Below are 24,426 nucleotides of genomic sequence, written 5' to 3'. Positions count from 1 at the left end.
CATTTATCGAATTAATTAATCTAACATTTCGAACTCATCCGTTCCTTCCACACGACCTAGTTCACTTCCTACAGGAGCATTTAGGTAAGGAATAATAGCCTTGTCATTATGAGCTACGGCATTCACACTATAGATATCTGTGTTGTCAGGATTATCTAAGTATGCTTCGTCTTCTGTATTACTTAAGAATCTCCATCCACTATCAGTATCAGAGTTTGGTTCTTCTCTGTACATATAGTCTACTTTCTCGCCTTCGATCATGATTTTAGCTGACACTAGGCAGAAGCCGATATCTCCTACAAGATTCTTTAAAGCTTCAGCAGGAATATTATTATCTTGGTTCATCGTTATTATTTTATAAGATAAAAGGCAACCAAGATGATTGCCTTTTGTTGTTAGTTTATTATTTGTTATCTCAGTTCTAATAGAACTACGTTTTCTACGTGATGCGTCTGAGGGAACATATCCACAGGACGTACTTTGATCACTTTATATTTGTGATCCATAAGAGCTAAGTCACGTGCTTGTGTAGCAGAGTTACAGCTTACGTATACGATGCGTTTTGCACCTACTTTTAATAGCATTTCTACTACATCTTTATGCATTCCATCACGAGGAGGGTCAGTAATGATAACGTCTGGATGTCCATGTGTCGCTATGAACTCATCGTTAAATACATTCTTCATATCTCCTACAAAGAAGTCACAGTTCGTAATATTATTGCGTTCAGCATTCAGTTTAGCATCTTCTATTGCCTCTGGTACAGCTTCAACACCGACTACTTTACCTGCCTTTTTAGAAACGAACTGAGCGATAGTACCTGTACCTGTGTATAAGTCATATACTAATTCGTTACCTGTAAGACCAGCATAGTCTCTTGTGATTTTGTATAGTTCGTATGCTTGCTCAGAATTAGTTTGGTAGAACGACTTAGCATTGATGCTAAATTTAAGTCCTTCCATTTCTTCTAAGATATAATCACGTCCTTTATAAAGCACTACATCTTGATCATAGATAGTATCATTCGCTTTACCATTGACTACATACTGTAATGATGTAATCATAGGGAAGCGCTCTGCTAAGAAGTCTAATAATAGCTCGCGTTCTTCTTTGTTGTCATAGAAGAATTGAATCATCACCATTACTTCACCTGTAGAAGCAGTTCTGATCATCAAGGTACGCAATAAACCTTCTTGCTCACGTGGATTAAAGAAAGCTAAATTATGCTCGTTAGCGAATCTTCTGATTTCATTTCTGATTTCATTAGAAGGATCTTGTTGTAAGTGACATTTTTTGATGTCTAAGATCTTGTCCCACATTTTAGGGATGTGGAATCCTAATGCATTTTCTTTACCCATTTCTTCTCCACTTGCTACTTCTTCTGGTGTTAACCAGCGAGCATTAGAGAAAGAGAACTCCATCTTGTTTCTGTAGAACAATGTTTCTTCAGACCCTAAGATAGGTTCGAATTCAGGTAATTCAATTTTACCTATGCGCTTTAAGTTATTAAAAACCTCTTGGTTCTTGTAGAATAACTGTTGTGCATAGTTCATGTTTTGCCATTTACATCCACCACAAGCTCCGAAGTGTTCACATACTGGCTCTATTCTATGTTCAGAAAATTTGTGGAATTTCACAGCTTTCCCTTCATAATACGCTTTGCGTTTTTTGAAAGTCTGCACATCTACCACATCTCCCGGAACTACGTTAGGAATAAAGATTACTTTCCCATCTGGAGCTTTAGCTACCGAAACGCCTTTTGCACCTGCATCAAGGACTTCTACGTTTTCGAATACGATTCTTTCTGTTCTTTTTCTACTCATGCCGCAAAAATAAGTTTAATTTCATTTGATAAGTATACTTAATGCTTATTCATAATGAGTTTATATAAGGCGTTTTTGTTATTTAAGTGTTTGATTAGTAGTTGGATGTGTGTGCTCTAAAAATTGTGATATTAAAGACACTCATACATATAAGTAAAGAGTAGTCTTGACAAATAGAAAGTTTTTGTGATCTGTGGCTATCTCTACCTTGCTCTGTTTGTTAAAAAGTAGGTATGTTAATCATAATTATAGAAAAGAGATAGATAAAATATCTAACTTAGAGTATTAATCAATTTATATTATATGAAAGCTTTAAAACTGATTTTCTTCTTCTTTTTAGTGTCTATAGTGGGCTATGCACAGACTATTCGTTTGCCTTATGACGATGAGTCTGGATGGATGCTCGTAGATTTAAAGGTTAATGATAAGCCGATGAAGTTCTTATTTGACACAGGGTGGGATGGATTGTCTATTAGAAGCAGTTTGCTTTCAGAATTCTATCATGGAGAACATGTAGCAGCAGTCGATGCTAATAATGTTGTACAAGCAGTTCAGACCATATATGTAGATAGTCTAAAGGTAGGAAATCATACTTTTCGCCATTTGCCATTTACAGACTTTGAGAGCTTTCCGATGATTAATGATCCTATCTTTAGTTGTTATAAAATCGATGGTATCCTAGGGAATGTTATCTATAAGGATAAGATATTAGAGATAGATCCTGTTAAAAAGGAAATTGTATTACACGATTTTTCACCAGAGCTAGTGAATACTATATTGACTAATAATTTTACCCCTGTCGATACTTATCCTACGGAGCAAAAAAGTAGAATTATGGTTCCTGTAGAAATGGGTGGTGGTGTGAAAAGACTGTTCTTATTGGATACAGGAGATAATGGATACCTAACTATGACAGCAGATAGAGGTGTGATCGCTTACTTGAGAACCTTAAAGTTTAATTCGTACATCAGTGTAGGGAGTATAGGAGCCTTCGGTATGAATGAAATGGTGAATCGTACACTGATCACGCAAGAAGCTAAGATTAAATTGGGAAAAATAGTCTTAAATAATGAAGAGGTTACATTTAATATGAATGACAATACCTATCAGATGGGAGTGGAGTTTATAAAACAGTTTCACCTGTACTATTTACCTTCTTTAAATCTAGTTTATCTTAAAAAGGTAAAGGAAAGTAATGTAGTCTCTAATTTAGAGAAGATAGGATACGGTATTGCTTATATAGATGGGCAATATATGGTGGCTGCTATTCATGAGCGTGAGAATGTAGTGCGATTAGGAGACGTAGTGCTATCGATAGATGGTATTCCTATGGAGAAGTTATGTCACTATAGAAAGTATCTTCAACAGCACAAAGGGCAACCGAAGTTAGAAGTAATGAGAGAAGGTAAGAAGATTACTTTATAGGTAATTATAGTATAAACAAAAGCGATAATAGGTTATGTCTCTATTATCGCTTTTTTTATGCCTATAGATTAGAGAATATAGAAAGTGTAATGGGTGTCTCCTATTTAATTATGGAGTGTATAAGTAAGATGCTAGAGGAATGCTAGGGGTGTTCTAGCACATTCCTTCGAGAAAACACCTTTCTAGGCTAGGAAACTCCAAGCAAAGTGCAAGTAATCTGCAAGAATCAGCAAGGTACACGATAAAGGGATAAATAGAGTAGGGAAGGTATATAAACAAAAAAAGCGACCTATTGGTCGCTTTTTTAACTAGTGGGGAGAGCAGGATTCGAACCTGCGAAGGTTTCCCAACGGATTTACAGTCCGTCCTCGTTGGCCGCTTGAGTATCTCCCCTCCTAAGAGGTAACCTAGATAATGTATTGTATAAAAAGTCTTCGTGGGGAGAGCAGGATTCGAACCTGCGAAGGTTTCCCAACGGATTTACAGTCCGTCCTCGTTGGCCGCTTGAGTATCTCCCCTCCTAAAAGGTTTGTTAGACTATATTTTTATACAATAGATAAGACTTTTTGTGGGGAGAGCAGGATTCGAACCTGCGAAGGTTTCCCAACGGATTTACAGTCCGTCCTCGTTGGCCGCTTGAGTATCTCCCCTCCTAAAAGGTTTGTTTATCTAGGTAATATTTTCTTGTTAATGAACGTTTGGTGGGGAGAGCAGGATTCGAACCTGCGAAGGTTTCCCAACGGATTTACAGTCCGTCCTCGTTGGCCGCTTGAGTATCTCCCCTAAGCTGTTGCTTATCTTGTTTGTTTAGAACGGTGCAAATATAGGGCTGTTTTCTTAATCTGCAAGACTTGCAAGGCTTTTTTTTCTTCTTTTTTTTACCGAAATTATCTAACTGATTGGTTATAAAAAAAGTAGTGTTAAAAATATTTTTTAAAATTTATTGATTGTTTGTCTAATATCAACTAATTTTTTCATTAAATCTTCAAAGTAGTCTAAGTGTAGCATGTTCGCTCCATCACTTTTTGCATTTGCTGGATCGAAGTGTGTCTCTAAGAATAGTCCATCTACACCTACAGCGATACCTGCTTTAGCAATAGTTCCGATTAGATCAGGACGTCCTCCTGTCACTCCAGACGATTGGTTTGGCTTTTGTAGCGAGTGTGTGATGTCTAATACTGTAGTAGCATACTGTTGCATAGTAGGGATTCCTCTATAATCTACGATCATATCCTGGTACCCGAACATCGTACCTCTATCTGTCACCATTACGCTTTCGTTATTACAGTCTAATACTTTCTGTACAGCGTGCTTCATACTCTCAGGACTCATAAACTGTCCTTTCTTTAGATTTACTACCTTACCTGTATTCGCTGCAGCTACTACTAGGTCTGTCTGTCTTACTAAGAAAGCTGGGATTTGTAAGATGTCTACGTACTCAGCAGCCATAGCAGCGTCAGAGTTCTCATGAATATCTGTTACAGTAGGTACGCCAAACTCTTTTCCTACTTTTTGTAAGATTTTAAGTGCTTTCTCATCACCGATACCTGTGAAGCTATCTATACGTGATCTGTTTGCCTTCTTAAAAGAACCTTTAAATACATAAGGAATCTTTAGTTTGTCAGTTACTGTTACGATATGCTCTGCGATACGCATAGCCATTTCTTCACCTTCGATAGCACAAGGCCCAGCTAATAAAAAGAAGTTATCAGCCTCAAGGTTCTTAATTAGGGGGATATTATTTAAATTCATAAAATTCGATTATTTATTATTTTTTCGTTTGTTGTTCTTCTTTTGTTTATTATTTCTATTCTCTGTTACCACAGGTTCTGCTATGTTTTTAGACTGTATAAAGTACGAAATAATCGCGATAAATACAACTCCAAAAGACAGATTATTTGTTACACCATTTCTTAAGAAAATATCGAAAGTAGCATTCTTAGTTGCTTCTTCTAAAGACATACTAGTCTGTGTCGCTAGTGCCTCCTGTAAGGTAGCCATAAAGTTAGGACTAACTTGGTTAAACGTAATGTACTGTATAATCGGGAAGAAGAATGTAATCATAATACAGATTACTAATCCTGATAAGAAAGCACGTTGCCAAGAAACAACACCGTTATAGAATTCGCGTTTCTTCTGTCTCATCCCCAACCAATAAAAGATAATCAATACTAGATTAAAAAGTAGTTCAAAGCCGACCTCATATCTAATCTTTTCTAAGTCGTGAAATCCAAGAGATTTGACAATAAACATCCAAACTAAAGCTGCTAAAGTAGCATAAGAAGCCCATTTAAATTCTATAGAGAAATTTCTCATTATTCTATTTTATAATTAATAGCTCAAAAGTAAAGTTTTTATTTTATAGCTTAAAATATATTTTATATTGATATTTTTTATTAGATTTAGATATGTTTATATAATTCTTGGCAAGGATTGTGATGCATAAATTAAAAAAATACAATAAACCACCCGTAAATAAAACTATTATGAAAAAACTAATCCTTATTAGACATGCAAAATCATGCTGGAATGCTATAACCGATGATTTGTCACGCCCAATATCGACCAGAGGAGTTAATGACGCTCACTTAGTTTCGCATACTTTAATGGGACATTTACCTGCTAAAGTTATTGTATGGAGTAGCCCTGCAAAAAGAGCTAGTGAGACCGCTAAAATATTCTGTCAGAATATGGAGATTAACTTAGATTGTATCATTCTAAATCCAGAAGTATACACTTTTGAACGGTCAGGATTAACAAAAGCGATAAAAAAGTGTAAAAATGAGCATGACACTCTAATTCTTTTTGGGCATAATGAGGCAATAACAAAATTTGTTAATAAATTTGGTAGCGAAACCTATGAGAATGTGCCAACATCAGGCGTTGTAATCATTAACTTTGATACGAATGATTGGGGGGATATAGAAAAGGGGACGACTGAATTAACTATTTTCCCAAGAGACTTAAAGAAATAATGAATAATAATAACACAACAAAATACAAGTATATCGACCGCGAGAAAAGCTGGTTGTCATTTAATGAGAGAGTACTTCAAGAAGCAGGTGATGAAACAGTCCCTTTGTTAGAAAGGCTGAGATTCATCGGTATATTCTCAAATAATTTGGATGAGTTTTTCAGAGTTCGTTATGCTACTATACGTAGAATGACACTGACAGGGGAGAGTAATCGAAGACTGGGAAGTGGAGTTATCGTCAAAGATCTATTGGCTCAAATTACAGAGAGAGTTATTCAACTTCAAAAAGAAAGTGTACGTATCTTACATGAGGTAGAGCGCAAACTAGAAGATGAAGGAATCTTTATGGTCAATGAGAAAGAGATCAGTGAGAAACAACAAGCCTTTGTCAAAGACTTTTTCTTACATCAAGTATCTCCTGACTTAGTGACTATTATCCTAAGTGATTTGGCTGAGTTCCCTCTTCTAAGGGATACGCATGGGTATTTAGTTGTGAAGTTAGAAGTAGACGAAAAGCTGGTAGAGAAGCACTGTACTAATAAACAAAGACGTGATAATAGCTCTGTTCGCTATGCTATTATCGAGATTCCGAATATTATTAATCGATTCGTAGAAGTTCCTTCTGAGGATCCAGGGAAGAAGTATATCATGATGTTAGACGATATCATTAGATATAACCTAGATTCTATCTTTAATATCTTTGATCTAAAAGCAGAATCTGCTTATATGATTAAAGTAACACGTGATGCTGAGCTAGACTTCGATACAGATTTACACAAATCTTTTGTTGAGAAGATTTCTAGTGGAGTACGCGATAGAAAACAAGGGGCTATTGTGCGTTTCGTTTACGATCAGGAGATGGATGATGAGCTGTTAGATTTCTTATTAGAGAACGTAGAGATCGAGCTTAACGACAGTATTATTCCTTCTGGAAGATACCATAATAGACGTGATTATATGGGATTCCCAACTACGGGGAGAGTGGATCTTACCTATCCAAAACAGATACCAGTAGCTGTGAAGGGGCTGAGCCTTGAGGATAGTATTATTCAGCAGATACAGAAGCGTGATTATATGATCTATACTCCTTATCAGTCTTATTCATATCTAGTAAAGTTCTTGCGTGAAGCGGCTTTAGATCCACAAGTATTGTCTATTAAGATAACACTGTATCGACTAGCTAAAAATTCGCAGATTATTAGCTCACTTATCAATGCTGTAAAGAATGGTAAGAAGGTGATCGCTCAAGTGGAATTGCAAGCGCGTTTCGATGAAGCTAGTAATATTTATTACTCTGAATTAATGCAGGCAGAAGGAGTTCAGCTAATCTTCGGAGTGAAAGGATTGAAAGTACACAGTAAAATCTGTGTAGTAGAACGTCTGGAAAATAAAAAAGTAAAGCGCTACGGATTTGTCTCAACAGGTAACTTTAATGAGAGTACAGCTAAAGTATATACCGATGTAACGGTGTTTACTAGTCATAATTCACTAATGAAGGATGTGTCTAAGGTATTTGAGTTCCTTCAAGTGAACTATCGCGTACATCGTTATAAACATTTATTAGTATCTCCACATTATACGCGTAAAGGGTTTTATAAGCTGATAGAAAGAGAGATTAAGAATGCTAAGAATGGATTGCCTGCTTATATTCGATTAAAGATGAATAGCTTATCAGATCTGAAGATGATTGATAAACTATATGAAGCGAGTAATGCAGGAGTTAAGATACAGTTGATCATTAGAGGAATCTGTTCGCTAATACCTGGAGTACCTGGTATGAGTGAGAATATAGAAGCAATCAGTATTGTAGACCGTTTCTTAGAGCATTCTAGAGTTTATATTTTTGGGAATAATGACAATCCTGAAGTGTTCATCTCTTCAGCGGACTTTATGACTCGAAATTTAGACGAAAGGGTAGAGGTGACTTGTCCTATCTATGATGATTTAGTAAAACAAGAGTTGATCGATACATTCGATATCGGGTGGAAAGGAAATTATAAGACGAGATATCAGACAGCAGACTTGTCTAATAAGTATAGAGGGTATACAGCTGAAAATATGTTTCATGCTCAGCAAGAAATGTATAAGTATTATCAAAATAAACTAAAGTAAAAGAAGAAATTATATATGCTAAAAATAAAGAAGTATGCCGCTATAGATATAGGTTCGAATGCCATGAGACTGTTGATTATGAATATCATCGAAGAGGAAGGAAGAGAGACTATATTTAGTAAGAGTTCATTAATACGTGTACCTATTCGATTAGGACAAGATGTTTTCACTACTGGAAAGGTATCTCCTGAGGCGGAAGATCGTATGGTGGATGCTATGAAGGCTTTCTTTTTATTAATGAAGGTAAATAAGGTAGATCGATTTATGGCATGTGCTACTAGTGCCATGCGAGAAGCTACTAATGCCAAGACTATCGTAGATAGAGTGTATAAAGAATCTGGAATAAAGATCAGTATCATAGATGGTAAAAAAGAGGCTATGATCATTGCTTCTTCAGATTTAAAGCACTTTATCAATAGTAGCAATAGTATTCTGTATATAGATGTGGGAGGTGGAAGTACAGAGTTTACGCTGTTCTCTAATGGTAAACAATTGAACTCTAGATCGTTTAAAAACGGTACTGTACGTCTATTAAATAATATGGTAGAGCCTCAGGTATGGACAGATATAGAGCAGTGGATCAAGGAAGAGACTAAGGAGTTAAAAGACTTAATCGTCATCGGTAGTGGTGGGAATATCAATAAGATCTTTAAAATGTCTGGTAAGACACAAGATAAGCCCCTTACTTATTTCTATCTACACAAGCAATTACTACGACTAAGTAAGATGTCTTATGACGATAGAATCTCTTTGTTAGGATTGAACCCAGATCGTGCTGACGTTATTATACCTGCTATAAACATCTATAATAACGCCATGAAATGGAGTGGTGCTAAATACATATATGTTCCTAAAATAGGGGTGTCAGATGGTATCGTAAAAGCACTTTATTACAATAAAGTAAAACTTGATTATCAAGTCATAGAGTATTAAAATTTCTCAATAGCTCCTAGACCAAATAGGGCAAAGTCATATTTGACAGGGTCTATAGGATCGAAACGACGCAAAGCCGCATCTAGTTCAGCTAGTGCCTTTGCGTCATTTTGTTTTCGCTTTAGGATACCTAGCTTTCTAGCCATATTACCAGAGTGTACGTCTAATGGACAAGATAAATCAGCTGTACTGATTTGTTTCCATATTCCTAGATCTACTCCTTTATGATCATCCCTGACCATCCAGCGCAGGTACATATTGATTCGTTTCGCAGCAGATCCTTTGAGCGGGTCAGAGATATGCTTCTGTGTACGCGACTGATGTTCTATCTCGAAGAATAATTTTTTGAAGTTAGAAATTCTCTCTTGCATATTCATTTGTTGATTTGCAAAGACATTTTCTAGTCCATTGTGGTTGGTATAAATATGTTTAAGCCCTTTTATAAAAGTTGCAAAATCTACACCATTGAAAGTTCTGTGCACAAAGCTGTCTAAACTCTCTAAGTGGTCATCATGATGCTCCATCACGAAGTCATAAGGAGAATTTCCCATGAGCTCCATCATGCGATGTGCATTCTTAATAATCATTTTTCTATTTCCCCATGCAATAGTAGCACTTAAGAACCCTGCTATTTCTATATCTTCTTTTAGTGTATATAGATGAGGGATTTGTATAGGATCGTCCTGAATAAAAGTAGGGTTGTTATAAAGAATCACCTTTTCATCAAGGAACTCCTTAAGTTCTGCTTTAGTCATGTAAGTTTTGTTTTTGTTTAATTTGACCATCTACCATGGTTAATTTGCGATCAGCCATATTCGCTAGTTCTTCATTATGCGTAACAATGACGAATGTCTGTCCTAATTCATCTCTTAGTTTAAAGAATAACTTATGTAAGTTTTCTGCCGAGTGTGTGTCTAGGTTACCTGATGGCTCATCAGCAAAGATAACAAGAGGTTTATTGATTAGCGCTCTAGCTACAGCTACACGTTGCTGTTCTCCTCCTGATAGTTCAGATGGGAAGTGATGTATACGGTGAGATAGTCCTAAGTATTCTAATAAACGAATAGCTTCCTTCTCTGTCTCCTGTTTGTTTTTATTAGCAATAAAAGCTGGGATACACACATTCTCTAAAGCCGTAAACTCAGGTAGTAACTGGTGAAACTGAAAGATAAAGCCAAGGTGTAAGTTTCTAAATTTAGATATTTCTTTGTCTTTAAGACCTAGAATATCTTGACCGTTTATAGAAAGAGTGGTTTGACTTTCTATAGAGGGCTTGTCTAATGTTCCTAGTATCTGAAGTAAGGTTGTCTTACCAGCTCCAGATGCTCCTACAATAGAAACAATCTCTCCTTTTTTTATATGTAGATCTACTCCTTTTAAAACCTCAAGTTTATCGTAGTATTTATGAATATTAGTCGCTCTGATCATTTACTTAATTTTAGAAATACAAAGTAACGCTTTTTACCTATTTTAAAAACCTAAAAATGATTAAAAGACGAGTAATATATTTTTAAAATAAAAAAGTATCTTTATACAGACGATGTATATAAGTCTAATATGACTTATGACTAGCTAGATAAAACAATTAACGAATAGAAAATAGAAAGTAAGACAATGGAAAATAATAAATTAGAAACGGCAATATTCGGAGCAGGATGTTTTTGGTGTATTGAAGCTATCTATAAAAGCTTAAAAGGGGTAGAAGAGGTGCTTCCAGGATATATCGGAGGAAAAAAAGAAAACCCTACCTATGAAGAAGTGTGTACAGGAGAAACTGGCCATGCAGAGGTAGTAAAGCTAGTGTATAATCCCGCAGCGATTAATTATAACGAATTATTAGAGGTGTTCTTTACGAGTCATAATCCAACTACTTTAAATAGACAAGGAGAAGATGTAGGGACACAGTATAGAAGTGAGATATTCTACACGACAGAAGCTCAGAAAGCTGCCGCTAAAGAGTATTTAGATATCTTGAGTAGTGAAAAAGTATATGATGATCCTATCGTAACTAAAATATCAGAAGCGACGAAATTCTATGTGGCAGAAGATTATCACAAGAATTATTTTGAGAAGAGTGGAGATAAGAACCCTTATTGTCAGTTAGTGGTAAAGCCTAAATTAGACAAGTTTAAAGCAAAGTACAATACGAAGCTTAAATAATATAAATGATTACGAATAATAAAATTAAATATAGACAGCTTTTTATAGGGATATTTATGGACCTTATAGGGTACTTATCCTATGCTATACCTGGAATAGGAGAGATAGCTGATGTGGTGTGGGCACCAGTGTCAGCCTACATTCTAGCTAAGATGTATCCTGGTAAAGTAGGTAAGGTAGCAGCTGTGGTTAACTTCATCGAAGAGCTGTCTCCTGGACTTGATTTTATACCCACATATACTATAACTTGGTTTTATACATATTTTGGTAAAAAACAAGAATAGTTAATTCTTTGCAGGTAATTTGTGTAAATCATTATTATTTATTAAATTTATGTAAAATAAAAAGATCAGGAGAGTTTTAGAATTTAACAATTAATTAAAAGTATTTCTTATGAGAAAAGTTTTTACACTATTATTCGCAGCGTTAGTTTTTATGTCTTGTACCAATGCAAAAAAAAGTAGAGAATTGGGGGATCAACAAGCTGGTGAGAAGATTATAGGATGGTATTATTACAACGTTAAACAAGGGTTATACGATTCTATCCCCAACTTAGTAGATGATGACTTCTTCAATAGCGACCAAAAAGCAAAACTTGTAGAAGACTTAAAAGCTAAAAAAGAGAAATTTGGAAAGTTAGATAGCTTTACAATGGATAAATGGGAGATGACTGATAGAGATAAAAAAGCGAAGACTAAAGATTTCTATTTTGAGTACAAAGTAAAATATGAAAATGAACCAGAAACAATTACAGAGAAGATTTACCTAAGTCAAGAAGGTAATGATCTTAAGATTTCAAAGTTCGAATTCAGTAAATAATACAAAAAGAAAGCTCCTTACATTGAGGAGCTTTTTTTATGCGTACTATTCTGAATCTGAGTCTAGAAAGTCTGTAATAATGCTTTGCATTTCTTCTAAGCTTACAACTTTTAGATCAGGGTGTGTTTTTAGCCACGAAGAGTTAAGTGCTCTTAAATCTTCTGTAATTTCTTTAAACGAGTTGTCTTCTAGTAGAGAAGTCGTTTCTTTTTCTTTGCCTAAATCTAGTTCGAAGAATTTCTTTAGTTTGATATTACTAAATGCTTTTACTCTACGCATTTGTTTTTCGAAGTAATCTAAGTGTTCTTTTGCTTCCATAGCTGTAAGTCCAGCATGGATAATCTCTACTAGGTCTAGATCCCATTTACTTTTCCAAATAAAAGCAGCTAGTCCTTCTGTCTCTAATATGTTTAGATAATAATCTACACAGTAACTAGCGAAAGCATCAGGATGTAATTCATCATCACCTACTTCGGAGTTACGTAGATAATTTACTACAGAGATATTAGAGTTGATAATATCTAACGGATTCTCACTGCTAAATGTGTTCTCTGATATTAAGATATAGTTGAATTCTCTCATATTATAAGGTATTAGGTATAAAAAAAGCGATTCCAAATCAGTGTGGAATCGCTTGATATGTCTTTAATTAAGATTTTTGTTCTTTGTTAAAGTAAACTAGGTAGTAATACATTTGTTTCTCCTCGTCCCATCCTTTTTCTACGAATTTATCAGCGCTATCAGGGTTGATAAAATCAAGTTTAATCTGGATGTTAGTATCAAGGTTGATTACATTCTTCAGTTTCTTTCTAGCATCAGACACTGCATTATTTGCAATAGGGAAAGATGTCGTATCCTCTATACTGTATTTTTCTCCTTTGTCCACTTTGTAGTTTTTAAACTCAGCAGCTAAATCAGGATTGTCTATTACTTCGTTTAAGAAATTCGTTTCTTCAAATTCGTCATTTTTAGCAAAGTAATTCACAGAGCGGTTCATGAACATCACCTCTTCTTTTTTATCCTCAGCAGGAAGAACTACATCCTTAGCGAAGTCTTGACAGAACTTAAGGTATTTCTTCGTCATAAATGCTTCATCTTGAAAGATATCTACATTTAAGAAATGTTCTAACCAATAGCGTGCATCATACTTGTTACTGTCTATTGTTAAGATTTTATATCCTTCTTCTTTTTTATAGTTGAAGATAATACATCCTTTATCTAATTTGTTTAAGTTGATTCCTTGTAGAAGAAGCATTTCTAGATTAGAATCTTTTTCTTGTAATTGTAAGAAATCAGTTTTAAGCTCACTTTTAAAGATACCGATAGCATCTACAACATTGTTATCAATAGATAAGTTCGTTAAGTAAGTAACATAAACCTCACCATTCTTAATGTGTGGATGGTTAGATTGCTCATATAAGTGACGTGTGATTTTTTTAGAAACTTCTTGTACATTATCTGCTGAAGGAGCATTGAAAATCTCATTGGCAAAGTTGTACATTTCGTTGAATTCTAAATCAACATCATGAGCGAATTGGTAATAACTTTCTTCTTTTTCGCGGAACGGTTTAAAGAAATACTCTTTTAATAAAGGAGCTATTTCATCGTTTAAATTATAAGGTTCTGCAGATAAGAAGATAGCTTCATTTCTACTCTTATTCCCAACTCTATGGATAGATAGAGTTTCAATGTGCGTATTAAATAAGTTGATCATAATGGCAATAATATATTAAGCAGTAGTATACCACTTAAATTATAAATTAAAAAATGAAATTAATAGTTATTAGTTCCAAGTGTCTTCGTATCCGAAGTCTTCAAAACTATCATCTCCGTCGAACATATCATAGTCTTCGTCATCGAAGTCATCGTCAAATTCTCCATAAATATCTTCATTCGATACAGGGTTAGCTGTGAATGATTTGCCCGGCATACTATCTGGTAAGATACCATGAGAGAAAAGTAATTCTGGGTAAGCTGCACCAGGTTCTTCTTCTTCGATAGCTCCTAATTCAACGAAGAAAGTCCACATATTTAAAAAGTCATATACATATATGATTTTTGTGTTTTCTTCATCTAAGATAGAACCGATAGTAGTAGAGCTCATTGTTTTGTGTTCTCCAGGAGTGTCTCCCATATCGAACAACGAAATTTCCTCTTCTAGTTGAGTCCATTGATCATCACACGCATAAAAAGAAGCTGCCTCCATTCCATCAAAACCAAAAGCATTAACGATAGCATTGTGTAAATCTTCTAATGAGTCATCTTCTAAAATAGCAATGTCTCTAAATATATCTTCCTCAGTATCAAGGATTACTCTGAACTTATAAACCATAACTTTTTTGTGGATTAGAAACGCAAATTTAAACTTATTATTCATTATTGAGGAATAAAACCCAGTCTTTTTACCTACATTTTAACGAAATAGCTACACCTAGTTGAGAGCCAGTTTTTTACTGTAAAACCAGGCTTTTTACAGTTCATCCCTTAAACTTGACAATTCGGTAGTCTTCTTTTTTTTCGTTGACAGTTCTATTACATCTTTGCTTCAACAAAAAACACCAGAGATATGAAAATTATTATTGCCATTACCTTATTTTTGATAACATTCTTCTTATCTATGTTTGGAATAAACAAAGGAGAAAATTCACGAACTGTTTTTCAAGAAAAACAACAGTTAATAAATGTAAAGACTAATCTTGTTTTAAAGGATGAGACAAAAAAATAATATTGTAAAGATAGGAGCTGTATTACTGATAACATTTTTAATGTTTAGAAGGGTACTTAATCTCCATTACTTGGATATCTATTTATTTATATTCTACTTCAGTATACTTGTTTCGGCGGTACTGGGAGTTAATTATTATTTAAAGAAGAGCTATTTTGGTAGACTGAATATGTATCTAAGAGAGAATGAACGAAACATCGGATGGGCTACAGCGATCACTACGGCTATCAACTTTGTAGTAATACTCTGTGTTGCTATTCTTCTAAAGATGATTAATAGTTTCTTTGTAGAGGGAGGGCATATCGCTACTGTGTTTATGCATGGGGGCTTTAGGTCTGTTTTAAACTTCACTGTGTTTTATTCTATTCTATTAGCGATCTATTTTCATATTACTTTTTCTTCTTTAGTTAAAGATCAACAAATAGAAGAACAGAAAGTAATAACGGGTAATGTATCTGCTCAATTTGAAAGTCTTAAGAACCAGTTAGACCCTCACTTTTTGTTTAATAGTTTAAATGTATTAGGGGCATTAATAGAAGAGGATCAGGAGAAAGCAGTAGAGTTTAACCATTCCCTATCTAAGACTTATCGCTATATCTTAGATCAGAAGAATAAAGAATTAGTTCCTCTAGAAGAAGAGCTAGCCTTTGCGAAGACTTATATCGAGCTGTTACAGATGCGATTTGAAGATAGTCTAATATTTGAATTGCCAGAAAAGGTAAAGCAAGAAGGAGCTAAGGTAGTTCCGTTGTCTTTACAGTTGTTATTAGAAAACGTGATTAAACACAATAAATCTTCTTCACAAAGGCCAATACATATTCTAATCAAAGAAAGTCCTGACGGATATCTAATAATCCAGAATACATTGAATAAAAAACAGGCTTTAGAGAATAGAAAAGGAATCGGATTAGAGAATATAGCAAGTCGATATGCGCTATTAACTTCTAAACCAGTATTTATAGAAGAGTCAGAAGAATATTTTACAGTAAGAATACCAATACTAACTAAAATTATAGAACAGATGAGAATCATAGATGTACCTGAGAACGAACAAGAAATCTTAGTAGAAGCTAAGAAAAATGTAGAAAAAATAAAGAAGTTTTATGCTCATTTAACTACATTCATCATGGTTAATGTTTTTTTAATCGTGATCAATATGATTACCAATCCAACTTTTCCATGGGCATTGATTCCTTTATTTGGATGGGGAATAGGCTTAGCTGCTGATGCGATGAGAACATTTAATTACAGTCTGTTTTTAGGTAGAGATTGGGAGGATAAGAAGATTAGGGAGTATATGGATAAGCATAATAATGGAGGTACACAAAAATGGAACTAACAGTATATGAAAGAGTCAACCATATCACCAGAAGCTTTAAGGAGCTATCAAAGACTTCAGAGAAAGCGTTATAACAGTTTAGTTTATATTGGAATAGAGATTATTGTTTATATGGCAATTATTGCCTTTGTATTCTTTGCTAATTATTATCATTTTAGACGTGTACGAATACAAGTAGGGAATGATAACCCAATGAATGCATATTTACTTTTTTCTCTATTAATTCTATGCGCATTGGTCAGAGTTATTATTCTATACCTAGATAAGATACCTGTGTTATCTAAGCTGCAAGAGAGAATGGAGAAGAGAGAATTCGAAAGATTAAAAAAAACATATCAATACCAAGTAAGATTAAATCATCATGATTAGTATAGTTATTATTGAAGATGAAAAGCCTGCAGCGCGCTCGCTAGAGAGGAAGTTAGATAAGTTAGGTTATAGTTCTATGATAAACCTTTCTAGTGTCGAGGAGGCAGTATTGTGGTTTGGTTCTAATAAAGAGCCAGACCTCATCTTTTTAGATATTCAGTTGTCTGATGGTCTGTCTTTCGAGATCTTCGAACAAGTAAAGATTAATAGTTCTATTATTTTTACAACAGCCTATGATGAGTATGCTTTAAGGGCATTTAAGTTGAATAGTATAGATTATTTACTTAAACCTATTGAAGAGAAAGAATTAAAACAAGCCATAGAGAAGTTTGAGAATAATCGATCTGTATTCTTTGGGTTTAATCAACAGTTAGATCTCTTTAAGCAATTTATGAATTCTAGTAATACAGTGGAGTATAAAGAGCGCTTTGTTGTAAAAGTTGGAACACAGATAAAAATAGTGATGCGCTCTGAGGTTGTCTGTTTCTATAGTGAGAATAAAGCCTCTTATGTACAGACTATAGAAGGACGTAATTATATTATCGATTACAGCCTTGAGGAATTAGAAAAGATGGTAGACCCGACAGATTTCTTTAGAATGAATAGGAAGTTTATTGTATCTATTAACAGTATTAAAGATATCTATGCCTATTCTAATTCTAGGTTAAAGCTAAATCTTATTAATCTAGAATCAGAAGAGTTAATCGTGAGTAGAGAGAAGGTAAATGATTTCAAAAAATGGATTGAGAAGTAAGAGTAACTTTTAAAAAACAAAGAAGACTAATAATAATCAAATTATAATTAGTAGATATAATATAATAATTATTACTTTAGTTTTAATTAAAAAATTAATTATGAAGAAGTTAAGTGTTTTGTTCGCGTTGGTTTTATTGATGGTCTCTTGCCAGAAGAAGAATACAATCGAGATAATAACAGAGAATCTACCAGATAACACTAAAGTAGAAGTCTATATAAGAAGCTTAGATTTTAATGAACCAGAAGTTGTAGCTACTGGAGATATAGTAGGAGGTAAGGTAGTATTAGATAATCCATTTACAGAGGGAGAATGGGCTTATCTTTCGATAAAAGAGTCAGAAGATGTGAATCATATCGTTCTTTTTATTGGTGAACCAGGAGCAATTACCATTCGATTCGATAAGGATAATCCTGATAAAAGTACTGTTGAAGGAACGGCTAATAATAAGAAAGTACAGCAGTTTATGGAAGATACGCGCCCTATATCAGAAAAGCTGAATGTTTTCGTCGAAAAGAATATGGCAAGAATGCAAGAATTAGCTGATTCAACAACAAGTGATGATGGTCAAGAAGAACTTAAAAAGTTAAAAGAAGAGTACTCCGGTTTTGCAAATGAGTTCGATTCAACAATCAAGAAGTATGAAGCAGCAAATAGAGATAACGTATTTGGATTGATCATGTTTGTAGAAGTGATGAATATGCAAGAGAAATCATTAGTGGAGTATAAAGCTGATTTTGACAAATATCCAGAAGCATTGAGAACATCTAAATTCGGTAAGCGAGTAGAAGCACGTATCAATGATTTAGTAGAAAATGAAGGGAAAGAGGTTATTACATTTAAAATAGGGGATAAATTACCAGAGTTTAAAGGATTTACTCCTGAGGATAAAGAATTAACGCTATCCTCTTTTTTAGAAGGGAAGAAACTAGTACTGGTAGATGTCTGGGCTTCATGGTGTGGTCCTTGTCGTCAAGAGAACCCAAATGTTGTCAAAACGTATGAAGACTATCATAAGCTTGGTTTTGACATTATAGGATATTCTTTAGATAAGGATAAGGTAGCTTGGGTTAAGGCTATTGCAGCAGATAAGCTAACTTGGGCACAAGTTTCTAATCTACAGTTCTGGAAAGACCCGATTGTTGCAGATTATGGTATACAAGGGATTCCTGCGAATTACTTAATTGATGGTAATGGTGTTATTGTAGCAATGGATTTGAGAGGAAATGAATTAGGAGAAAAAGTAAAAGAATTATTAGTAAAGTAATTTACACATTAATATATTTTAGAACTGCTATGACTTTAGGTTATAGCAGTTTTTTTTGAAACTAGAATATGCTCTTTAACCCAAATTACGCATTAGCCAAATACTACAAAGCAATTCTACTTCATAGTTCTTTCATTAGCTCTAAAACCATACTATAGTATGCTTTAATCACTAATTCAGACCTATTTTGTTTAATTACTTTTCGTTTATATGTCTATTGCATAATTCGGGTTTTAGACACTTATTGCTAAGGTAGAAGGTGGAATAGATTTGTTGTGATTCAAGTTTTTAGTAGAATAATACAAGTTTTTAGCCAAATTTGTTAATATACTGATGCGAAAGGTTAATTGTGATTAAAAGTCAACAAAAGTATGGGGATTACTCCTTTATAATATCTATTTTTAACCTGTAAATAAAAAATATCTAAATGAAGAAGTTAAGTATATTGCTTTTTGGCGCATTGGTATTTGTATCGTGCCAAGATAAAAATGTAATTGAAATTACGACGAAGAATATTCCAGATAATGCAAAAGTAGAAATACTGTCTAAAGAGATTGGTCAAGATACGCCGTTTGCGGTAGCAGAAGGAGTTATTGTGGATGGTAAGGTGAGCCTTAAGAATCCGTTTACAGAAATAGATGAAGCTTTTCTTTCTATCCAAGAGGAGGGACAGGTAGGGCATAGCATTTTCTTTATGGGAGAACCTGGTAAAATTACCATTGAATATGACCAACATCACCCTGATCGCCCTATCATTGGTGGAACTGAGAATAATATAAAGTTACAACAGTTCTTAAATGAGATGAAGCCTTATTCTGATAAACTGACACAGTTTCTAACTGAGAATGGGGCGGTACTTAATAATGCATCTGGTGATAACGATCCCGCAGTCATAGAAAAACTGAAACAACAATATAATGTATTGACAGAAGAGACTTCTAGATTAGTAGATAAATTTGAGATAGAGAACAATAGAACTGCTTTAGGGCTATTAATGATTTCTCAAAAGATAGGTTCGAAAGAGAAATCGTTAGAAGCATTAAAAGAAGAGTTTAGTAAATACCCTGCACAGTTAAAAAAGACAAAATTAGGTAAGAAGGTGCAGTCGCTATTAACAGGAGCAGAAGGGGACTTAGCTATTGGGGGTAAGTTACCTGACTTTAAGGGACTGACACCAGAAGGCGAAGAATTAACCTTAACTGATTTCTTAAAAGATAAAAAGTTAGTATTAGTAGATCTATGGGCTTCGTGGTGTGGGCCATGTCGTCAAGAAAATCCTAATTTAGTGAAAGCTTATGAAGCTTATCACGATAGAGGTTTTGATATTATAGGATATTCATTAGATAAAGAAGAGGTAGCTTGGAAAAAAGCAATTCAAGTGGATAAGTTAACTTGGACTCAGGTTTCTAATTTGATGTATTGGGATGATCCTATTGTGCCGATTTATGGTATAGAAGGAATTCCTGCAAGTTACTTAATAGATGGGAATGGTACTATTCTAGCAATGAACTTTAGAGGAGAAGAACTTAGTAAGAAGATAGAAGAAATCTTAGCTAAGTAATTAGAAAAATATAAAGCTATCATGAGTATGTTCATGCTAGCTTTTTTTATTACAATTATAGAACTGTATAAGGCATTTATAGGGTAAGCATAATAGTATTTAGTTAATCATTTTAAAAAGTATGTAAAAATAAGGGGGTTCGTTTAAAATAATGTCTATTTTTAAGGATTAAAATAAAAAACATATTTAAATGAAAAAATTAGGAGTTTTTCTTATCGCCGCATTAGTATTTGCATCGTGTGAGAAAAAAAGTGTTATTGAAGTGACTGCTAGTAACTTCCCTGATAATACTGAAGTAGAAATATTAGCTGTAGAGGTAGGTAAAGATGTGCCTACAGAGGTAGCTAAAGGAACTATCGTAGGTGGGAAGGTATCTATCGAACATAAGTTTACAGAGTTAGACGAAGCTTTTTTAAGTATTAAAAGTGAAGGAGAGCAAGGGTTTAATGCCTTTTTCTTAGGTGAACCAGGAACGATTACAATCAAGATTGATAAAGAAACACCAGAGAAGACTGTTGTTGGTGGAACTGAGAACAATGAGAAACTTCAGAAGTTTCAAAATGAAATCAATCCTTATGCAGAGAAGATTATGAAGTTCTCTGATGAGAATGGAATGCAAATGATGATGATGGCTCAGAGTGGTCAAACAGATTCTGAAGAGTTTAAAAAATTACAAGCTCAGTACGAAGAATTGTTAGTAGCTCCTAAAACTATTTTAGACAAATACGCTAAAGAGAATGAGGGGAATGCTTTCGGAATGTTTTTACTAAATCAAATGATTCCTGCGGGAGAAAAAACGCCAGCAGAATTTAAAGCAGAGTACGATAAATATTCTAAAGGATTAAAAGAATCTAAGATAGGTAAGAGAGTGGCTGAGCGTTTAAGTCAATTAGTAGACGAAGGTGAAGAAGCAGAAGGATTATCAGTAGGAGAAAAATTACCAGAGTTTAAAGCACTTACTCCAGAAGGAAAAGAACTAACTCTATCCTCTTTTTTACAAGGAAAGAAGTTAGTGTTAGTAGATGTTTGGGCAGCGTGGTGTGGTCCTTGCCGTCAAGAGAATCCTAATGTTGTAAAAGCTTATGAAGCTTACCATGCAAAAGGATTTGATATTATCGGATACTCTATCGATAAAGAAGACGCTGCATGGAAGAAAGCGATTGCAACAGATAAATTAACTTGGACTCAAGTGTCTAACTTAAAGTTCTGGGAAGATCCTATCGTTGCAGATTATGGTATCGAAGGGATCCCTGCTAACTACCTTGTAGATGGTAACGGAACTATCCTTGCGATGAACTTAAGAGGTGAGGAGCTAAGTAAAAAAGTAGAAGAATTATTAGCTAAATAATCTTCATTTACAATATACAAAAAGGGCTGTTATGACAATGTCGTAACAGCCCTTTTTGTGAATTAAAAATTGCTGCCCTTCGGGGAATTACGAATTAAAAATTACCTTTAGATTTGCTAACTGAGAATATGATAATATTGTAGAGAATAAATAAAACAACCTAATCAACAAAGTGAACCAGACGAATTACAAGGATAACGCCCTAAAATTCGAGTAGGACTTTATTGATTTTACTAAAGAGTATCAGACTAGTAATTAAGACGTCGAGGTCTAGTATTAAGGTTTAGATGATATTTTAGTAACAGGTTGCCTTAAATAATTATCATATGGACAAATTTACACAATTTATCGGAATAGATATTTCCAAAGATTATTTTGATGTAGCTATTTATGTAGATGCTAATTCTTGTAAACACAATCAGTTTGAAAACACTAAAACGGGAGTTGATCAATTTATGAAGTGGATGAAAAGCGAAGGATGTTGTGTAGAGGAAACATTGATATGTATGGAGCATACAGGTATTTATAAAAATATTTTAGTAGATATTTTGCTTTCAAAGAATTGTAATCTATGGGTAGAAATGGCTTATAGAATTATAAGAAGTAGTGGAATACAAAGAGGAAAGAATGACAAGATAGATTCTAAAAGGATAGCATTGTATGCTAAGAAAAATCAAGAAGAAGCGAAGCTCTTTAAAGCATCAAAGGCTGTATTGAATAAGATTCAGGCTCTATTGGGACAGCGAGAGATGAGTATAGCTCATAAGACAGCTATAGAAGTAAGAACCAACGAATTTAAGGGGTTTAATGATGAACTGTACAAGGTTTTGTCTAAAAATGATAAGGCTATTATCAAGGCTTTAGAGAACGCTATAAAGGTGATTGAAGAACAGTTAAATACTCTTATTAGAGAAAATCAAGAGGTATCTGAGATATTTGATTGTGTGATTTCTGTAAGAGGTGTTGGAGATATTACAGCGATGTTTTTAATATGTTATACCAATGCGTTTACATCATTTGAAGACTCTCGACAATTAGCATCTTATTGTGGTGTTGTCCCTTTTGAATATACTTCAGGTAAAAGTGTAAGAGGCAAAGCTAAAGTACACTTTATGGCTAATAAAAAGCTTAAAAAACTTTTACATCTCTGTGCTTTATCAGCTGTTAGATGGGACCCAGAGATAAGGGCTTATTACGAGAGGAAAGTTGGAGAAGGTAAGCATAAGATGCTTGTTTTAAACAATGTTAGAAACAAGCTTGTACAGCGTATATGTTCTTGTGTTAGGAATAAAAAAGCTTATGAGGTACGACAAGTAGCATAAACATCATACATTGAATTAGAAACAAAAATAGAGGATAATACGGATATAATCCTCAGGTTAGATATGCCTTGTTTTATTGAGTTATTCTCAAAAATAAGGTGTAAAATATATTAATAATGATTTGCTTTTATCATAGTAATCGAATTAGGAATGTTTGCCTACGGCAGTAGGATAACCAGCCCGCCTTTCAGGCACCCCTCCACAGGAGGGGAATGCGATGCGTGGTAAGCAGTGTGTTTGTCTCATCCTATGAGTCACGTGTGGGATCCTTCCTGTCGTCAGGATGACATACTGTATGTTTATGCAGTACTACTATTCCCCTCCTTAGGAGGGGTGCCCGTAGGGCGGGGTGGTTCCTTCGGGGAATTACGAATTAAAAATTACGAATTAGGAATGTTTGCCCTTCAGGCATTAGGTACGTATATCGCGTCCAACTAGTTCGCGCGGCAACCCGTACGGTTATCACATACGCCTGATAACGTATATCACGCTCAGTATGTCATCCTGAGTGTAACGAAGGATCTCATCCTATGAGTCACGTGTGGGATCCTTCCTGTCGTCAGGATGACATACTGTATGTTTATGCGGTACTACTATTCCCCTCCTTAGGAGGGGTGCCCACAGGGCGGGGTGGTTTCTTCGTTTAATCACGAATTTCAATTTAGTAATTACGAATGTTTGCCTACGGCAGTAGGTGCGTATATTACATACAAAAAAAGACCGTTATATCACTATAACAGTCTTTTCTATCAGGATCTAAAACACTTTTTAGAAATTTGGTTTCAAATTGTATTTTTTGTAGAAAGCATCAATTACTTCTACAACTTCGTCAGCTGAATCAACGATCTTGATTAAGTTCATATCTTCAGGAGAGATATTGTGGTATTTATCTAAAAGAACATCTTTTACCCAATCAATTAATCCACCCCAGAAAGCGCTACCTACTAATACAATAGGGAATTTAGCAATCTTTTTTGTTTGGATCAATGTGATCGCTTCGAATAATTCATCTAGCGTACCGAATCCTCCAGGCATAACTACAAACCCTTGAGAATATTTAACGAACATTACCTTACGTACGAAGAAATAATCGAACTGTAAGTTCTTATCGCTATCAATATATGGGTTGAAGTGTTGCTCGAAAGGTAGCTCTATGTTTAGACCTACAGATACTCCCTTACCTAAGTGAGCTCCTTTATTACCAGCTTCCATGATACCAGGACCACCACCAGTAATAATACCGTAACCTGCTTTACTTACTTTAAAAGCAATTTCTTCTGCTAATTTATAGTAAGGATCATCTGTCTTCGTTCTAGCAGAACCAAAGATAGACACACATGGCCCGATACGACCTATTTTCTCATACCCATTAACGAATTCAGACATGATTTTAAAGATTCCCCATGAATCATTAGTCTTAATCTCATTCCAAGATCTTTGTTTGAACTTGTCTTGGATCTTAGCCTCTTCGCTTTCAAATGCTTCTTTCATATTC

At 34.5% G+C, this 24,426-nt stretch carries 25 protein-coding genes and 4 tRNA genes; 15 read left to right on the top strand and 14 right to left on the bottom strand.

The window, feature by feature from the left end; all coding sequences use genetic code 11:
* Positions 1-15: 15 nt before the first annotated feature.
* Both MYRA21_RS15465 and rlmD read right to left on the bottom strand, forming a co-directional pair.
* On the bottom strand, positions 16-345 hold the full coding sequence (locus MYRA21_RS15465; RefSeq protein ID WP_039329684.1) for a DUF2185 domain-containing protein: 330 nt from the start codon (positions 343-345) through the stop codon (positions 16-18).
* A 65-nt stretch (positions 346-410) separates the two neighbouring features.
* A complete protein-coding gene (gene rlmD, locus MYRA21_RS15460) occupies positions 411-1,823 on the bottom strand; it encodes a 23S rRNA (uracil(1939)-C(5))-methyltransferase RlmD (protein ID WP_006260021.1) in 1,413 nt (470 codons plus the stop codon).
* A 303-nt stretch (positions 1,824-2,126) separates the two neighbouring features.
* Here rlmD and MYRA21_RS15455 point away from each other — a divergent pair, with 303 nt between their 5' ends.
* On the top strand, positions 2,127-3,248 hold the full coding sequence (locus MYRA21_RS15455) for an aspartyl protease family protein (RefSeq protein WP_039329682.1): 1,122 nt from the start codon (positions 2,127-2,129) through the stop codon (positions 3,246-3,248).
* Between the two features lie 312 nt (positions 3,249-3,560).
* On the opposite strand, the gene MYRA21_RS15450 is transcribed toward MYRA21_RS15455, so the two are convergent.
* The 6 genes from MYRA21_RS15450 to MYRA21_RS15425 all read right to left on the bottom strand — a co-directional run bounded on the left by MYRA21_RS15450 (position 3,561) and on the right by MYRA21_RS15425 (position 5,564).
* Positions 3,561-3,641 (bottom strand) — tRNA-Tyr (locus MYRA21_RS15450).
* A gap of 44 nt (positions 3,642-3,685) precedes the next feature.
* Positions 3,686-3,766, bottom strand: a tRNA-Tyr gene (locus MYRA21_RS15445).
* A 51-nt stretch (positions 3,767-3,817) separates the two neighbouring features.
* Positions 3,818-3,898 (bottom strand) — tRNA-Tyr (locus MYRA21_RS15440).
* 49 nt (positions 3,899-3,947) lie between these two features.
* A tRNA-Tyr gene (locus MYRA21_RS15435) sits at positions 3,948-4,031 on the bottom strand.
* Between the two features lie 150 nt (positions 4,032-4,181).
* Positions 4,182-5,000 (bottom strand): 3-deoxy-8-phosphooctulonate synthase, encoded by an 819-nt coding sequence (gene kdsA, locus MYRA21_RS15430; RefSeq protein WP_039329681.1) that lies wholly within the window; start codon positions 4,998-5,000, stop codon positions 4,182-4,184.
* 9 nt (positions 5,001-5,009) lie between these two features.
* On the bottom strand, positions 5,010-5,564 hold the full coding sequence (locus MYRA21_RS15425) for a DUF4199 domain-containing protein (protein ID WP_006263720.1): 555 nt from the start codon (positions 5,562-5,564) through the stop codon (positions 5,010-5,012).
* A 170-nt stretch (positions 5,565-5,734) separates the two neighbouring features.
* On the opposite strand from MYRA21_RS15425, the gene MYRA21_RS15420 reads away from it, so the two are divergent.
* From MYRA21_RS15420 to MYRA21_RS15410, 3 genes are read left to right on the top strand one after another with little or no spacing between them, the layout of a single operon-like run.
* Positions 5,735-6,223, top strand: coding sequence for a histidine phosphatase family protein (locus tag MYRA21_RS15420; protein ID WP_006263719.1), 489 nt, complete (start codon positions 5,735-5,737; stop codon positions 6,221-6,223).
* Complete coding sequence (gene ppk1 / locus MYRA21_RS15415) at positions 6,223-8,334, top strand: polyphosphate kinase 1 (protein ID WP_006263718.1); 2,112 nt, start codon at positions 6,223-6,225, stop codon at positions 8,332-8,334. The genes MYRA21_RS15420 and ppk1 overlap by 1 nt, the downstream gene beginning before the upstream one ends.
* Before the next feature lie 15 nt (positions 8,335-8,349).
* Complete coding sequence (locus MYRA21_RS15410; RefSeq protein WP_039329680.1) at positions 8,350-9,267, top strand: Ppx/GppA phosphatase family protein; 918 nt, start codon at positions 8,350-8,352, stop codon at positions 9,265-9,267.
* Here MYRA21_RS15410 and MYRA21_RS15405 read toward each other — a convergent pair.
* Positions 9,264-10,022, bottom strand: coding sequence for a TIGR02757 family protein (locus tag MYRA21_RS15405; protein WP_006260028.1), 759 nt, complete (start codon positions 10,020-10,022; stop codon positions 9,264-9,266). The genes MYRA21_RS15410 and MYRA21_RS15405 overlap by 4 nt on opposite strands.
* The gene (locus tag MYRA21_RS15400) at positions 10,015-10,695 is read right to left on the bottom strand and encodes an ABC transporter ATP-binding protein (RefSeq protein ID WP_006260029.1); all 681 of its coding nucleotides are present in this window, start codon (positions 10,693-10,695) and stop codon (positions 10,015-10,017) included. The genes MYRA21_RS15405 and MYRA21_RS15400 overlap by 8 nt, the downstream gene beginning before the upstream one ends.
* A 186-nt stretch (positions 10,696-10,881) precedes the next feature.
* Between MYRA21_RS15400 and msrA the strand changes: the two genes are divergently transcribed.
* The 3 genes from msrA to MYRA21_RS15385 all read left to right on the top strand — a co-directional run bounded on the left by msrA (position 10,882) and on the right by MYRA21_RS15385 (position 12,246).
* Positions 10,882-11,427 carry a peptide-methionine (S)-S-oxide reductase MsrA gene (gene msrA, locus MYRA21_RS15395; protein ID WP_006263715.1) on the top strand — a complete coding sequence of 182 codons (546 nt, stop codon included), beginning with the start codon at positions 10,882-10,884 and terminating at the stop codon, positions 11,425-11,427.
* Positions 11,428-11,432: 5 nt separating this feature from the next.
* Positions 11,433-11,711: a hypothetical protein gene (locus tag MYRA21_RS15390; protein ID WP_039329679.1), complete on the top strand. Its 279-nt coding sequence runs from the start codon at positions 11,433-11,435 to the stop codon at positions 11,709-11,711.
* A gap of 109 nt (positions 11,712-11,820) precedes the next feature.
* On the top strand, positions 11,821-12,246 hold the full coding sequence (locus tag MYRA21_RS15385; protein ID WP_006263714.1) for a hypothetical protein: 426 nt from the start codon (positions 11,821-11,823) through the stop codon (positions 12,244-12,246).
* Between the two features lie 45 nt (positions 12,247-12,291).
* On the opposite strand, the gene MYRA21_RS15380 is transcribed toward MYRA21_RS15385, so the two are convergent.
* From MYRA21_RS15380 to MYRA21_RS15370, 3 genes are all read right to left on the bottom strand, one after another.
* A complete protein-coding gene (locus MYRA21_RS15380) occupies positions 12,292-12,828 on the bottom strand; it encodes a hypothetical protein (protein WP_006263713.1) in 537 nt (178 codons plus the stop codon).
* Between the two features lie 67 nt (positions 12,829-12,895).
* Entirely contained in the window at positions 12,896-13,960 is a 1,065-nt protein-coding gene (locus tag MYRA21_RS15375) for a nucleoid-associated protein (RefSeq protein ID WP_039329678.1), read from the bottom strand.
* A gap of 69 nt (positions 13,961-14,029) precedes the next feature.
* Complete coding sequence (locus MYRA21_RS15370; RefSeq protein WP_006263712.1) at positions 14,030-14,578, bottom strand: hypothetical protein; 549 nt, start codon at positions 14,576-14,578, stop codon at positions 14,030-14,032.
* 234 nt (positions 14,579-14,812) lie between these two features.
* Here MYRA21_RS15370 and MYRA21_RS19205 point away from each other — a divergent pair, with 234 nt between their 5' ends.
* From MYRA21_RS19205 to MYRA21_RS15335, 8 genes are all read left to right on the top strand, one after another.
* Positions 14,813-14,971 (top strand): hypothetical protein, encoded by a 159-nt coding sequence (locus tag MYRA21_RS19205; protein ID WP_006263711.1) that lies wholly within the window; start codon positions 14,813-14,815, stop codon positions 14,969-14,971.
* A complete protein-coding gene (locus tag MYRA21_RS15365; RefSeq protein ID WP_006265466.1) occupies positions 14,955-16,310 on the top strand; it encodes a 2TM domain-containing protein in 1,356 nt (451 codons plus the stop codon). Before MYRA21_RS19205 ends, MYRA21_RS15365 begins: the two co-directional genes overlap by 17 nt.
* Before the next feature lie 6 nt (positions 16,311-16,316).
* Positions 16,317-16,679, top strand: coding sequence for a hypothetical protein (locus MYRA21_RS15360; RefSeq protein ID WP_039329677.1), 363 nt, complete (start codon positions 16,317-16,319; stop codon positions 16,677-16,679).
* Entirely contained in the window at positions 16,672-17,433 is a 762-nt protein-coding gene (locus tag MYRA21_RS15355) for a LytTR family DNA-binding domain-containing protein (RefSeq protein WP_006263708.1), read from the top strand. The genes MYRA21_RS15360 and MYRA21_RS15355 overlap by 8 nt, the downstream gene beginning before the upstream one ends.
* A 100-nt stretch (positions 17,434-17,533) precedes the next feature.
* Positions 17,534-18,700 carry a TlpA disulfide reductase family protein gene (locus MYRA21_RS15350; protein ID WP_039329676.1) on the top strand — a complete coding sequence of 389 codons (1,167 nt, stop codon included), beginning with the start codon at positions 17,534-17,536 and terminating at the stop codon, positions 18,698-18,700.
* Between the two features lie 427 nt (positions 18,701-19,127).
* A complete protein-coding gene (locus MYRA21_RS15345) occupies positions 19,128-20,261 on the top strand; it encodes a TlpA disulfide reductase family protein (protein ID WP_039329674.1) in 1,134 nt (377 codons plus the stop codon).
* Between the two features lie 190 nt (positions 20,262-20,451).
* Positions 20,452-21,609: a TlpA disulfide reductase family protein gene (locus MYRA21_RS15340; RefSeq protein WP_039329672.1), complete on the top strand. Its 1,158-nt coding sequence runs from the start codon at positions 20,452-20,454 to the stop codon at positions 21,607-21,609.
* Between the two features lie 326 nt (positions 21,610-21,935).
* Positions 21,936-22,931 (top strand): IS110 family transposase, encoded by a 996-nt coding sequence (locus MYRA21_RS15335; protein ID WP_006258619.1) that lies wholly within the window; start codon positions 21,936-21,938, stop codon positions 22,929-22,931.
* A 768-nt stretch (positions 22,932-23,699) separates the two neighbouring features.
* On the opposite strand, the gene MYRA21_RS15330 is transcribed toward MYRA21_RS15335, so the two are convergent.
* Complete coding sequence (locus tag MYRA21_RS15330) at positions 23,700-24,422, bottom strand: TIGR00730 family Rossman fold protein (protein WP_006260044.1); 723 nt, start codon at positions 24,420-24,422, stop codon at positions 23,700-23,702.
* Positions 24,423-24,426 lie beyond the last annotated feature (4 nt).

Source organism: Myroides sp. A21 (genome assembly GCF_000807225.1).
Taxonomy (GTDB): domain Bacteria; phylum Bacteroidota; class Bacteroidia; order Flavobacteriales; family Flavobacteriaceae; genus Flavobacterium; species Flavobacterium odoratimimum.
Note: the sequence above shows the minus strand (reverse complement) of the source record. Positions and strands in the feature narration are given on the sequence as shown.